The 12,987-nt window shown below is 40.5% G+C and carries 16 protein-coding genes; 7 read left to right on the top strand and 9 right to left on the bottom strand.

Going from position 1 to position 12,987, the window contains the following annotated elements; all coding sequences use genetic code 11:
- Positions 1-216 (top strand): hypothetical protein (locus FTV09_RS17915; RefSeq protein ID WP_218950143.1); only part of this gene is annotated, 216 nt, incomplete at its 5' end.
- A 159-nt stretch (positions 217-375) separates the two neighbouring features.
- Here the strand turns inward: FTV09_RS17915 and FTV09_RS04710 are convergent.
- The 4 genes from FTV09_RS04710 to FTV09_RS04695 all read right to left on the bottom strand — a co-directional run bounded on the left by FTV09_RS04710 (position 376) and on the right by FTV09_RS04695 (position 4,252).
- The gene (locus tag FTV09_RS04710; protein WP_180057014.1) at positions 376-2,094 is read right to left on the bottom strand and encodes a cation:proton antiporter; all 1,719 of its coding nucleotides are present in this window, start codon (positions 2,092-2,094) and stop codon (positions 376-378) included.
- Positions 2,095-2,236: 142 nt separating this feature from the next.
- Positions 2,237-2,392: a 50S ribosomal protein L33 gene (gene rpmG, locus FTV09_RS04705; protein WP_001205031.1), complete on the bottom strand. Its 156-nt coding sequence runs from the start codon at positions 2,390-2,392 to the stop codon at positions 2,237-2,239.
- Between the two features lie 12 nt (positions 2,393-2,404).
- Complete coding sequence (gene rpmB, locus FTV09_RS04700; RefSeq protein ID WP_031952295.1) at positions 2,405-2,641, bottom strand: 50S ribosomal protein L28; 237 nt, start codon at positions 2,639-2,641, stop codon at positions 2,405-2,407.
- Between the two features lie 162 nt (positions 2,642-2,803).
- Complete coding sequence (locus FTV09_RS04695; protein WP_067763766.1) at positions 2,804-4,252, bottom strand: coniferyl aldehyde dehydrogenase; 1,449 nt, start codon at positions 4,250-4,252, stop codon at positions 2,804-2,806.
- A gap of 117 nt (positions 4,253-4,369) precedes the next feature.
- Here FTV09_RS04695 and FTV09_RS04690 point away from each other — a divergent pair, with 117 nt between their 5' ends.
- The 5 genes from FTV09_RS04690 (at position 4,370) to FTV09_RS04670 (ending at position 8,051) form a co-directional block, all read left to right on the top strand.
- Entirely contained in the window at positions 4,370-5,071 is a 702-nt protein-coding gene (locus tag FTV09_RS04690; RefSeq protein ID WP_067763763.1) for a TetR/AcrR family transcriptional regulator, read from the top strand.
- 79 nt (positions 5,072-5,150) lie between these two features.
- Positions 5,151-6,017 carry a formyltetrahydrofolate deformylase gene (purU, locus tag FTV09_RS04685; RefSeq protein WP_067763760.1) on the top strand — a complete coding sequence of 289 codons (867 nt, stop codon included), beginning with the start codon at positions 5,151-5,153 and terminating at the stop codon, positions 6,015-6,017.
- Positions 6,018-6,228: 211 nt separating this feature from the next.
- Positions 6,229-6,993 carry a TonB family protein gene (locus tag FTV09_RS04680; RefSeq protein ID WP_067763757.1) on the top strand — a complete coding sequence of 255 codons (765 nt, stop codon included), beginning with the start codon at positions 6,229-6,231 and terminating at the stop codon, positions 6,991-6,993.
- A gap of 30 nt (positions 6,994-7,023) precedes the next feature.
- Positions 7,024-7,647, top strand: a complete 624-nt coding sequence (locus FTV09_RS04675) for a MotA/TolQ/ExbB proton channel family protein (protein ID WP_067763754.1) — start codon at positions 7,024-7,026, stop codon at positions 7,645-7,647.
- Positions 7,647-8,051 (top strand): biopolymer transporter ExbD, encoded by a 405-nt coding sequence (locus FTV09_RS04670; RefSeq protein WP_067763750.1) that lies wholly within the window; start codon positions 7,647-7,649, stop codon positions 8,049-8,051. The genes FTV09_RS04675 and FTV09_RS04670 overlap by 1 nt, the downstream gene beginning before the upstream one ends.
- A 54-nt stretch (positions 8,052-8,105) precedes the next feature.
- On the opposite strand, the gene msrA is transcribed toward FTV09_RS04670, so the two are convergent.
- From msrA to thyA, 5 genes are all read right to left on the bottom strand, one after another.
- Positions 8,106-8,630 carry a peptide-methionine (S)-S-oxide reductase MsrA gene (msrA, locus tag FTV09_RS04665; protein WP_180057012.1) on the bottom strand — a complete coding sequence of 175 codons (525 nt, stop codon included), beginning with the start codon at positions 8,628-8,630 and terminating at the stop codon, positions 8,106-8,108.
- 161 nt (positions 8,631-8,791) lie between these two features.
- Positions 8,792-9,247 carry an META domain-containing protein gene (locus FTV09_RS04660; RefSeq protein ID WP_067763744.1) on the bottom strand — a complete coding sequence of 152 codons (456 nt, stop codon included), beginning with the start codon at positions 9,245-9,247 and terminating at the stop codon, positions 8,792-8,794.
- Positions 9,248-9,331: 84 nt separating this feature from the next.
- On the bottom strand, positions 9,332-10,402 hold the full coding sequence (locus FTV09_RS04655; RefSeq protein WP_067763741.1) for a DUF4105 domain-containing protein: 1,071 nt from the start codon (positions 10,400-10,402) through the stop codon (positions 9,332-9,334).
- 25 nt (positions 10,403-10,427) lie between these two features.
- Entirely contained in the window at positions 10,428-10,940 is a 513-nt protein-coding gene (locus FTV09_RS04650) for a dihydrofolate reductase (RefSeq protein ID WP_067764140.1), read from the bottom strand.
- 96 nt (positions 10,941-11,036) lie between these two features.
- Complete coding sequence (gene thyA / locus FTV09_RS04645; RefSeq protein WP_067763722.1) at positions 11,037-11,879, bottom strand: thymidylate synthase; 843 nt, start codon at positions 11,877-11,879, stop codon at positions 11,037-11,039.
- Positions 11,880-12,429: 550 nt separating this feature from the next.
- Here thyA and FTV09_RS04640 point away from each other — a divergent pair.
- A complete protein-coding gene (locus tag FTV09_RS04640) occupies positions 12,430-12,948 on the top strand; it encodes a peptidoglycan amidohydrolase family protein (RefSeq protein WP_067763719.1) in 519 nt (172 codons plus the stop codon).
- Positions 12,949-12,987 lie beyond the last annotated feature (39 nt).

The following is a 12,987-nucleotide window of genomic DNA, read 5'->3' as shown; positions in this document are numbered from 1 at the left end:
TTGATGCCATTTTTCTTTATACTGTCACTGAGGCAGGTTGGACATTTGATTTCTAGAGTTATTCGCATTTCTCTATTTTATCAAAATTCAACCTGCTTTGTTTCAGCATACTTTTTGAAACACCACCGATTTTTTAAGTTCAGTTTTAGAGATGCTATAACACTGCTTGAGGCAGCTTATTTAGTCATCATCTTATCGTATTTTTATCCTGTATAAAATTAAAACTACTATTAAAATTCAAATCGTTATATCTGTTTAAGAAGTTTATCTTTGTTCAATGTTGATAAAAATGAAGAAGGGGACACAATGCTGTATCGCCTTCTCAGGTTTTTATGTTTCGAACATTCATGCACGAATATGCAAAATTATTGAATGTTAATGTGTTGGTGTTTGATGGTGTGCAATTTGAATTTGGTTCAAAATATGATTGCTCATATTTTTGGCCATTTCTTCTTTGGCGTAGTACACCTCACCAATATTTTCACGGCGAATCACTTCGGCTTCTTCTTTACTTTCTGCACAAACGAGTACTTGAATCGAAGGGTTAAGTGTTTTCGCAATATCCACAATTTTATGAATATCTAAAATATCCATCGGTGAAATGACCAACAGGCGAGCATGTTGGATATGAGCTTGGATCAATACACCAGGTTCCGTTGCTACACCTGAAACAGCTGCAATACCTTTTTCACGCAGATTTTCAACGATTTCACGGTTCTCTTCGGCTATGACTACTTTAATGTCTTCATTCATGAGTGCACGTGTGATACGACGACCGACTTCACCATGACCAATCAACACCACTTGATCGCGTAGGTAGTCTTGTGAAACCTCATCTGGCAGCATCGCTAATGGGTCACCACTACGTTCCAGTAAACGAGCCAAATTCGAGCGCTCACGAATCAGTTTTTGCACAGGCTCAATAGCAGAAAATATAAACGAGTTTAGGGTAATTGAAATTAATGCACCGGCTAAAATTAAATTTTGTCCTTCAAGTGACAGTAAATTTAACGAAACACCGAGTGTTGCTAGAATAAAAGAGAATTCCCCAATTTGCGCCAAACTTGCGCCTACGGTTAGGGCAGTATTGATTGGATAGCGGAAGAACAATACCAACGCCATTGCAGCAATAGTCTTACCAATCATGATGATGGCAACAACTGCCAATACGTGTAAGGGCTGTTCAACTAAGATTCGTGGGTCAAAGAGCATACCCACCGAAACAAAAAACAAGATGGAGAAAATTTCACGCAAAGGTAGGGTTTCTTCTTCAGCGCGGTGGCTGAAATCAGACTCTTTTACCACCATACCTGCGAAGAATGCGCCTAGCGCCATGGATACGCCAAAAACTTTGTAAGCACCAAATGCGATTGATACAGCCGCCGCAACAACAGTAAGCGTGAATAATTCGCGAGAACCTAAACGCGCCACGACTTGCATAATCATTGGGACGAGGCGTTTGCCAATAATGAGCATGAAGGCAATAAAGCCTGCGACTTTAAGTAATGTAATGCCTAGGGTGAGCCAAATATTTTCATCTGAGCCGCCTTCAGTTAGTGGCTGGCCACCTAACAGAACGGCTGTTGCTGGCAATAAAACCAATACGAGAACCATTACAAGGTCTTCGACCAAGAGCCAACCTACGGCAATTTTACCGTTTACTGAGTTGAGTAAACCACGGTCGCCTAGGGCTTTGAGTAGAACTACAGTACTCGCACAGGACAGGCTTAAGCCGAAGACCAATGCTGACCCCATACTCCAGCCCCAAAGCATTGAAATACCCATACCTAAAAGGGTTGCAACGGTAATTTGTAATATGGCACCAGGTAATGCAATCCGTCGGACCTGCATCAAGTCATTCAGTGAAAAATGCATACCCACGCCGAACATCAGGAACATAACACCAAGTTCTGCAAGCTGATTGGCGAGGTGAATGTCACCGACGACGCCCGGGGTGTTTGGGCTAATAATGATACCGGCTATGAGGTAGCCAATAAGGGGAGGAAGTCGTAGGCGTGCGGCGACATAGCCAAAAATGAGGGCAAAGCCAAAGCCTACAGCGAGTAATATTATGAGTTCTACATCATGAGGCACTAAAAACTCCTTAAGCCAAGGTTAAGGGTAAAAATTACAAGCACGAAAAATGCCAAAAAATACCTTGAAAGTTTAACAATTCGAATAAAAAAAATGCAAAAAAAAACGACCCAGAAAGGCCGTTTTTTTCAAAAAACTAAAATTATTTGATTTTAGCTTCTTTGAAGATTACGTGTTGACGGATTTTTGGATCAAATTTTTTGATTTCCATTTTTTCCGGCATAGTACGTTTGTTCTTAGTGGTAGTGTAGAAATAACCTGTACCAGCAGAAGAAACTAGGCGAATTTTATCACGCATGTTCGTAGCTCCTTAGATCTTTTGACCTTGAGCACGAAGGTCAGCAATAACCTTTTCGATACCCAATTTGTCGATAATACGCATACCTTTTGTAGTTAGACGAAGACGTACAAAACGTTTTTCGCTTTCTAACCAGAAACGGTGGTGATGCAGGTTCGGCTCGAACCGGCGTTTAGTTTTGTTGTTGGCGTGTGAGACGTTGTTACCAACGACTGGACGCTTGCCGGTAACTTGGCAAACCTTAGACATGGTGTAACTCCATTGATTTAGCCAACAGCAAATCTGTATGGCCAGTCAAAAAAAACATTGAATTCATTCAAGGGGCGTTTTATACCAAAAATGCGCTTAAAAGACAAGCGATTTTCCACAAAACGAAGCATCAACTGGTGTGATCGTTCATGCCTTGATCGTTTATCGAAGAAGTGTCTTCGAAATCAGTTTGTGAATCGGCTTATTAAACGGTGGCAGAATGAATTTCAAACTATAGAGTTTTGGATTCGACATTACCGAGCGTTCATGCGACAAACTGAAGAAACCTTCTGGACCATGATATTTACCCATACCCGAGGCACCAACCCCACCAAATGGTAGGTCATCCTGAGCAACATGAGTCAATACCGTGTTTTGTCCGAAATGTCCTGAATGGGTACGTTGCGCGACATAGTCGGCACGCGCCTGATCAAAGTCGAAGTAGTATAATGCAAGTGGACGAGGACGGCTATTAATAAAAGCAATAACCTCATCTATTTGATCATATTCCATGATTGGAAGAATTGGACCAAAGATTTCGTGTTGCATAATTTGCATATTTGGTGTGACACCCGTCAAAACAGTTGGTGCAATTTTGCGCACAACATCGACATCTTCTTGTTGCGGGTTGAAACTAATGATTTGTGCACCTTGATCACGCGCATCTTCTAAATAGCCTTGTAGGCGATTGTACTGCTTGTCGTTAATAATCGAAGTATAGTCCTGATTATGAGCAATACTTGGATACATCGCTTCAACGCAAACTTTGTAGTGATCTAAAAAGTCAGCAGTTTTACCACGTGGTAAGAACACGTAGTCAGGTGCAACACAAGTTTGACCGGCATTCCATAATTTACCAACCGCAAGACGTTGGGCAACATCTGCTAAATCAATAGACGGATGTACCAGTACAGGTGATTTACCACCAAGCTCTAAAATGACAGGGACGAGATTTTCTGCAGCTGCTGCCATCACGGTTTTACCGACGTTAGTTGAGCCCGTAAAAATCATCTTGTCGAAAGCCAAATGGCTAAAATCATCTGAAATTTTACCGCCGCCATTTACAACAGCCACCAGCTCTTGTGGAAATGCTTCAGCTAAGGCTTTTTCAAGCACGGCACCAAATGCTGCAGATGAGCTTGAAATTTTAATCATGGCATGGTTACCCGCTGCCAAGGCACAAATCAGTGGCCCAATAGACAAAAGCAGTGGGTAGTTCCATGGAGTAATGATACCGACCACGCCAAGTGGTTGATATTGTACCCATGCTTTTGCTGGCTGATGAATAATGCCGACATGACGTTTGGATGGTTTCATCCAGTCAGTCAAATGCTTGCTATAATATTTGATGTGTTCAAGGCAGGTGAGCAGCTCACCAATCTTGGTTTCACCGACAGAACGATTACCATAGTCTTGATTAATTGCATCAGCAAATTGATCTTGATACTTAACTAAGATACGCTTAAGCCGAGCCAAACGGTCAATACGCTCTTTTGCCGTTGGCAATGGGTAACGTAAGTAAGCCTGTTTTTGCTGTTCCAACATGTCATTTAAGTGTTGGTTATCAAAAGAATGTGGTGTCATTGAAGTTGTTTTTGTCTGACTGTTCATGTCGCACGACCATATCGAAATTTAGCGATTAATTAAATTTTTAGAGCAAATACTCTAAATAGTCAAGTTACTTTATGTGTTAGGGTTCTAATACATTGAAAAAATGGTTGTTTTAGGATGTCTCACACCAAAACTTTAAAAACGAAAGAACGTATTTTGCAGCTGAGTTTGCAGTTGTTTAATGAGCGTGGAGAGCGTTCAGTCACAACCAATCACATTGCAGCTGAACTCGGTATGAGCCCGGGTAATTTGTATTATCACTTCCGTAATAAAAGTGAAATTATTAAGGAGTTGATGGAGCAATATCAGCAAGAAACCTTGGAAATGTTAGCTTTACCTGACGATCGTGCATTGGATGCCAATGACAAGATTCGTTACTTTCAGGTGTTAAGTAGTCAATTATGGGCTTATCGTTTCCTACACCGTGATGTTTATCATTTGGTGGAAAATAACGAAGACTTCCGCAAAATGTACCCACGTTTTGCAGGCCAAGTCATGCAGCAAGGTCAAAAAATTTATCGTGCCTTCGTTGATGCTGGTTTAATGCAAATGACTGAATCTGAAATTGAGGCTTTGACCATCAATTTATGGATTGTACTGACCAACTGGACCAACTTCCTTTATATGTCTGGCCATATTACCGACTCAAATACTTTAGAAGAAAAGTGGGTCTGGCAGGCATTGCGTCAAATGGTGTTTTTGGAAGGTGCGTATTTACGTGGTGAAAGCCGTGAAACCTATGAGCGTCTGCTAGAAACCCTAGGGCCATCAGATTTATTTGCCAGTCTTTCTAGTGCAAAAAAATCGGAAGCTGAATAAGACTATTTAGTCTGGCTTTAAAAAGGGTTAGAATACTCGGCTCTTTTTTCAATTTAACTGATTAGTGATATAAACCAACATGAATATGTCGACCGCTAACACAGCACGCTTACTCATTACTTGTGAAGATAAACCGGGTATTGTGCAAGCTGTATCGAGCTTTTTGTATCATCAAGGTGCAAATATTACTGCACTTGATCAATATGCCACTGAAGCTCAGGGCGGGCGTTACTTCATGCGTGTTGAGTTTGAGCTAGATAACTTACAAAGCCGTAAAGAAAACTTAACCCAAACCTTCGCATCAAACGTGGCAGAGCGTTACAGCATGCATTGGCGTTTGGCTTTGGTGAGTGATGTTAAGAAAGTCGGTATTTTAGTATCTAAAGTTGACCATGCTTTGCTAGAGCTACTTTGGCGTCATGCACGTGGCGGTTTGGCATGTGAAATTACCAAAGTTGTTTCAAATCACGAAACATTACGTGAGTCGGTAGAAAACTTTGGTATTCCGTTTGAAGTTGTTCCTGTGAGCAAAGAAAACAAACGTGAAGCGTATGAGCAAATTGATCAGTTGATGCAAGGTAATGATTTACTTGTACTTGCACGTTATATGCAGATTTTGGATGAAGAATTCGTTCAAAAATGGGAAATGAAAGTCATCAACATTCACCATTCTTTCTTACCTGCATTTGTTGGTGCAAATCCATATAAGCAAGCGCATGAAAAAGGTGTGAAACTGATTGGTGCAACAGCGCATTATGTGACTGCTGACCTAGACCAAGGTCCGATTATTGAACAAGACGTAGAGCGTGTGAGTCATGACTTTACGGTTGAGCAATTACGTGAATTAGGTCAAGACGTCGAACGTAATGTACTCGCACGTGCAGTAAAGTGGCACCTAGAAGACCGTATCATTGTAGATGGTAATAAAACGGTGGTATTCCAATAATTCGGATACACATCGAACAAAAAAAAGGCATACAATAGGTATGCCTTTTTTTATTTGTGATTAAAAAAAGTCATAAAAACGACCGAATTAATAGTTGCAAATGAAAACACTTCTCATTTATTATTGCGGTACTTTAATTGTGCTAACCGATGAGCATGATTGCATTTTCAAAAATTGAACTGTAGTCGCTTCTTCAAGGTAACTGATTTTAATGAGTCAATCTCCCGCTCCAATGATGCAATCTTCAAACCCAATGAAAAAGAAAATCATTACTGCACTCGTTGCCGTTGTGGTTGGGCATGTGGGGGTATTGTGGGCTGTTGGCAACATGAAAACACCTGAACTGAAACCGGTTGATAAAGACCCGATTAAGGTGCGTTTTGTGAAAATTAAGGAGGAGAAGAAACCTGAACCTCCGAAACCAAAACCAGAACCGAAGAAAGAGCCACCGAAGCCAAAAGAAGTCAAAATTGTAGATAAACCGCTACCACCTCCACCGAAAAAAGTGGAAAAAGTAGAACAGGTGAAAAAGAAAGATGCGCCAAAACCAACAGTTGAAGCGGTCAAAAATGTTCCTCCAACACCGGTTGTTTCAACTGTAGTGTCTGAAACTAAAGTCGTGCGTGTTGAACCAAAACCGCCTGCACCTGTTTCACCACCACCTGCACCTCCAGCACCGCCTGCGCCACCAACGCCTAAGACAGTGAGTATTGGTAATGGGGTAAGTTGGATCAAATCGCCAAATGTACAATTTGAAGATGGTGAGTTGAAAGCATCTTGCTCTGTTGAAGTGGCAATTTCAGCGAGTGCAGAAGGTAAGATTGAATCTGCAACAGTGAAAAACTCAACTTGTGGCGCTGCGGTAAACCGTAAAGTAACGGCTGCCGTGAAGCGTGCACGTTTGTCCAAATATATAGATAATGGTGTGGCTACGCCGACGCGTGTAGATCAACCATTTAACTTTAAACTTAAATAAGATTCCGGCTAACCCATTAGGAGTTCGAATATGAACTTTTCAGTTTATTGGCAACATGCAGATGCAGTCAGCAAAACACTGTATTTCGTGTTACTCGCAATGTCGATTGCGACTTGGACCGTTTTTGTCCTGCGCATTATGGGCACTCGTCAGTTAAAGCAAGTAGCGTATGATCACCTTGCAGATGCACTAACTAAACTGAAAGCAAAACTTACTCCTCTTGGTTTTGAGCAACGCAAAGCTGTAGCTGAACAAGCATTGTTACGTCAAATCTCAGTTGAAAAAGCCAATGCAGAAAAGGGCGTTTCAGTCTTAGGTACGATTGCTTCAATTGCACCATTCGTAGGTTTGTTTGGTACAGTTTGGGGTATTTTCCATGCACTTGTTGCAGTAGGTAAAAGTGGTCAAGCGGGCTTAGCGCAAGTGGCAACACCTGTAGGTGAAGCACTGATCATGACGGGCTTAGGTCTAGCTGTCGCAATTCCTGCTGTATTGGCATATAACATCTGTGTTCGTTTTAACCGTACACTTTCAAATGAATTGCAAGATCAAGCACATGGCCTATTAATTGACACCATGTTGCAACAAGAATCTGCTGTAAAGAAAGATGACGTTAAAGCAACTCAGCAAAGTTTAGCTGGAGGTCAAGCTTAATGGCTTTTCAATTGGGTGAAGACAACGATGCTGGCATGAATGAGATGAACCTCATTCCGCTCATCGATATTATGTTGGTATTGATGATCATCTTTTTGGTGACAGCAACTGTTGCTAACCCATCAATTCCATTAACCTTGCCACAAACGACTGCGGAAGTGATTGATCTGCCACCTGAAAGTGTGACGATCAGCATTAACTCAGCAGGGGATATTGCTTGGAATGGCGATATCGTCAGCCTTCAAGACCTAGAAAGCCGCTTAAATGCAGCGGGTCAACAAGAGCGTAAACCTGCGTTAGTGCTAAAAGCAGATAAAGAATCACGTTATGACACTGTAGCGCAAGTGATGTCTCGTGCGAGTGGAGCCGGACTCAGCGATATTGCATTTGCCAGTGATAACTAAGTTTCTAATAAAAAAAAAGCGACCTTAAAAGGTCGCTTTTTTTTTATAAAATAATTACTCTGACTTGAGTAAATCTTGGAATTTACTACGGAGCTTCATTAGTTTGGGTGGAATTGAGAAATTGCAGTAACCCTGATTCGGATTACGTGCGAAGAAGTTCTGATGATAGTCTTCGGCAGGATAGAAGCTTGGCATTGGACTGAGTTCAGTCACAATGTTGAGTCCTTCAGCCTTGAGTTCATCTATACGTTGTTGTGCTTCTTGCTGTTGTAATTCATTTTGATAATAAATTACTGAGCGATATTGTGTGCCAACATCATTGCCTTGGCGGTTCAGTGTCGTCGGATCATGCGTCGCAAAAAAAACATCAAGCAATTGACTAAAGCTAATCTTACTCTCATCAAAATGTATTTGAATTACTTCTGCATGTTGTGTGTCGCCCTCGCAAATTTGCTCATAGGTCGGGTTAACAGTGAGACCACCGGCATAACCACTCACGACTTTTTCCACACCAAGGAGTTGTAGAAAGACTGCCTCTACACACCAAAAGCAGCCACCACCAAAAACAGCCTGTTGCATATCTATACCTATTATTCATTTCTGAATTTTATATGGGGGTTATAACCAATTACTGCAATATACGTCTGTATATTTAAAGCAAATTTCTGTGTCAAAAAAGCACTTTTATTGACGGATCAGTAATAAAAAAGCCTGCAAATGCAGGCTTTTTATAAATGAGTTTAGCGTGGTTGTACTGCGCTTTCATATTGAATCAGTGGGTTACCATAACGATCTAACAATTTGAGTGTTTTACCAAAAACTTGATAGTGCGTCACTTTGGCAAGTGCTTCATTGTACTTTCGATCTAGCCCATTATTATTGAGGCATGCCATTTGTGTACCTGCAAGTGGGCCGAAAGTTAAAGTATCTTTACCTGCGTTATAACTACCCATGATGCGATTACAACCATCCGCACCTGATACCCGTTTTGTTGCGGCATCAAATTGAAGGCTTGGAATATTGTGGGCACTTGGTGCAGTTTTGATTTCTTGATTGCCGATGTAAGTCGCAATCCATGTGCGGTTTTGGAGTTGGTTAAGATTGGTGGTGACATTGTCTTGTGGCGGAACAGTTTCACAGCCTGAAATAACAAGAGAAGAAGACAGTGCTGCAATGACAAATAATTGTTTTAACATGGAAATTCTCTTTAGAATGCACTTGTTCTATATAAACAAATAATGTGCATGACAGCCAGTAAAAATTGTATCAATTTTTAAAATTTAAAAATGATTGACGTTATTTTCACTATTACTATGTGGCAATCCCATCCGAATTTTTTCGGAATATTCTTGGCTACTTAAATGCTTGAGTTGAGATACGCGTGGATTGACGTGGGCTTTTTGGTACCAAGTTTTCATATCCCATTGCGGATTGATCGCTTGTAAGTCATGTAAATAATTAGGTAAATAACCTGAAGCAAATAAGCGATAATCGGTTGGTAATTCGTGCTTTGAAACGGCTTGCACCATGTCAAAAACCAATGTGGTGCAGTTCGAAGTTAGGGTGTTATACCATTTAGGTTGCTTTTGTAGCTCATCAGCTTTATGTAAATATTCAACAAATAAAGCCTGCATTTCAGCTTTAGGCATATCAACGGGAAAGAAATAAACTTGTTCACCACGAGTGTTGCTCCGCGTATAAATTAAATCTTTTTCATCCGATGCAATCAGGCTAAGTTCATATTTGCGAAAGAAACCGCCAATCGCTGAAAATTCTTCATTCTTTTCTTTACGAATTTCAATCGAAAAGGTCAGTGGTTTACGGTCACTAAAATCAAAACTCACCAAAGTGTGGGCAATTTGAGGCCCCATCCAGTAAGAAGTCACAATATTGACCCCATTGATTTTACTGAGATCAAACTGTCGTGTTTCCCAACGTGCACTATAGGAGCCATCGGCGTGCCAATCAAAGTTTCGTACATTGTGTAAGGTGATCAGGTCGCCTTGCTTTTCATAATGTAGTATTTCAGCAACTTCTGGATTCCAGTCACGGTCTTGGCGTGGTGCCATGCCAAAATACCAAAATAAGCTACAAACAAAGCCAATAATATAAATCAGAACGTCTTTACGGCGACTAAAGAAATGTTGGGTGATATAAATGCCAAGAATACTTAATGCGAAGGCAATCCAAATACCAATAATGATACGACTACCGAGCCAGCCAGCAGGTAGTTGAATCCATAAGGCCAAGCACAGCCAAATGGATGAGCAGATGACAAACAAACTAAATAAAGCATGCAGGGTACTGCTGCCTATTCTTTTTAAAATGTAGCTTTTGTCATACTGCTGCATAGTTATTTTTTCTTGGGATTTTGCTTTATTTTCGGTAAGTTGCGAACTCAAAAGCAATATTGGTTTTGTCGTCAATATGTTGTTCTGAAGCGACTTTTTTAAAGTTTGAAGGTATTTCTGGATAGTGTGCATCGCCTTGCACATCCAATTCAACATGCGTCAGTTCAAGACGGTCGGCAATATCCAACGTTTGTTTAAAAATTTCACCACCACCGATAATGAAAATACTGGTTGGTTTGTCAGATGTGGCTACATCAGCAACGGCCTGAGTTAAGGCATCTTCAATACTGTAAGCAACTTTAGTGCCCTCAAAAGACCAAGATGTATCACGGGTAATCACCCAATTGACACGTTTTGGTAAGGTACGTCCCATCGACTCTAAAGTCTTGCGTCCCATCACTACAACGCCACCTTGGGTGATTTCTTTAAAATGTTTTAAGTCAGCGGAGATGTGCCAAGGTAAGTCATTACCCTTGCCGATACAGTGTTGTTGATCCATTGCAACCACATGAACCACTTCTAAATTTTGGAATGACATACCTAAACTCAAACACACATAAAAAGTGTCTCTATTAAAATGCAAAATCCCGCTTTTCGCAAAGCGGGATTTCATTTTTCATTCTGAAATTATGTTTTAAACCGCAACTGGTGCCTTAATCGCAGGATGTGATTCATAGTCTACAATTTCAATGTCTTCAAATTTGAAATCAAAGAGATCTGTAATTTCAGGATTTAATTTTAATTGGCACAGTTCTAACGGGTCACGACTTAATTGGAGTTGCGCTTGTTCGAAGTGGTTGGCATATAAATGGGTATCGCCACCTGTCCACACGAAGTCACCGACACCTAGACCACAAACTTGTGCAATCATATGGGTTAATAACGCATAGCTTGCAATGTTAAATGGTACGCCTAAAAATACATCTGCACTGCGTTGGTAAAGCTGACAAGACAGTTTTCCATTTTGTACAAAGAATTGGAACAATGTATGGCATGGCGGTAAGGCAACATTGCCCGCTTCATTTGGATTCCAACCCGACACAATTAAGCGGCGTGAGTTTGGATTGGTTTTAATTTCATTCACAAGCCATTTAATTTGGTCAAACCCATCTTGCTCGTATAAACCATCCACTTTTTTGGTTGCGCCAAAATTACGCCATTGATGACCATAGACAGGACCCAGTTCGCCTTCAGGACGACCAAAACGTGCAGTTTGTTCCGCCGTTGACCATTCATCCCAGATTGAAACTTTGTTGTCCTGTAGGTATTTAACGTTAGTGTCACCTTTTAAAAACCACAACAGTTCAATCACAATTGAGCGGAAATGAACCTTTTTAGTGGTCAGTAAAGGGAAACCTTTAGAAAGATCAAAACGCATTTGATGACCAAATACAGAACGAGTCCCCGTACCTGTACGGTCGCCTTTATCGCCGCCGTTGTCGAGAATGTGTTGTAAAAGGTCTAAATATTGGCGCATGTCTCTCTCATAGTGGGTGAATTTCTTGAGGCACATATTAGCGTGTTTTTGATGTTGATGAAACAACTCGCAAGCATGCAAAAATGACAGATCTTTGATAGGTCGTTCTCAAATAAGTCTAAAGTGATGACTTTAAATTGATGCTCGATCAGGCTGTTTTTTTCTAATGGTGCATTATAAAGTTGATCATTTAAATGAGAGCGGAAGACGACTTTTGATGGCATTAATGACGCTGTACAAAGAATAACATTGTGATGGATTTTGCATTTTATCAGCAAAGAATTACTGCAAATGCTATGTAGATTTGATTAAAAATTAAACATGTTTTATTTTTTGTAATGACAATTTTAAGATTGAAAATAAGATTTATAAATTAAGAATTTAACTAATGTTTGACCTTGTTGGCTTAGTAAGCAATTAACGCATTTTTAAGCTATTTGTTTAAGAAATCTTACATTTTTTACATGAAAAAACATTCTTTAGGGGTTACTATCACTGCCGTTATCAAATTTGAAGTGCCTCAAAATAAGGCAGGAGTGTGGGTTTTAGAATGGCTTATGATCACAACGTAAACTTGAGTGAAGTGCATGCTCCAGTTCAAGCAAACATCATAATTCGTTCTCAGTCTGGCAAAAATGCGGGAAGACCGAACAGCACAAAAGCTGAACAAAAATCATCCTCCAATGTGATTTCTAAAAATGGTCAGCGTATCGATATCGATCGTCTTACAGGATTTTTACAGGGCATTACCCGCCAATCGAGTACGCAAAAATGTGCACGCAGTGTGCGTTTGGCATTAGAGTCTGCGGGTGCTCGTTTTAATGGGCATCCTGTTGCTGCAGCAGATTGGGGTAGTACACTTCAAAAAATTGGTTATCAGAAAATTAACTTGTCTTTTGATCGTCCAAAGAAAGGCGACATTTATATTATTGACCGTAATCAAAGCAGCCGTTACGGGCACATTGCAGCATATTCAGGCAATGGCTGGGTGTCAGATTATCGTCAGTCTGGTTATGCGGTTTACCGTAATCCAAATGTCAAATATACCTATTATCGTTTGCAGCAGTAATCCCCCCAATTTCAGTTTCAATTGCTTTCACTTCATGAG

The organism is Acinetobacter sp. YH12227 (assembly GCF_013417785.1).
Taxonomy (GTDB): Bacteria; Pseudomonadota; Gammaproteobacteria; order Pseudomonadales; family Moraxellaceae; genus Acinetobacter; species Acinetobacter gandensis.
This window is presented reverse-complemented; position numbering and strand designations above follow the sequence as displayed.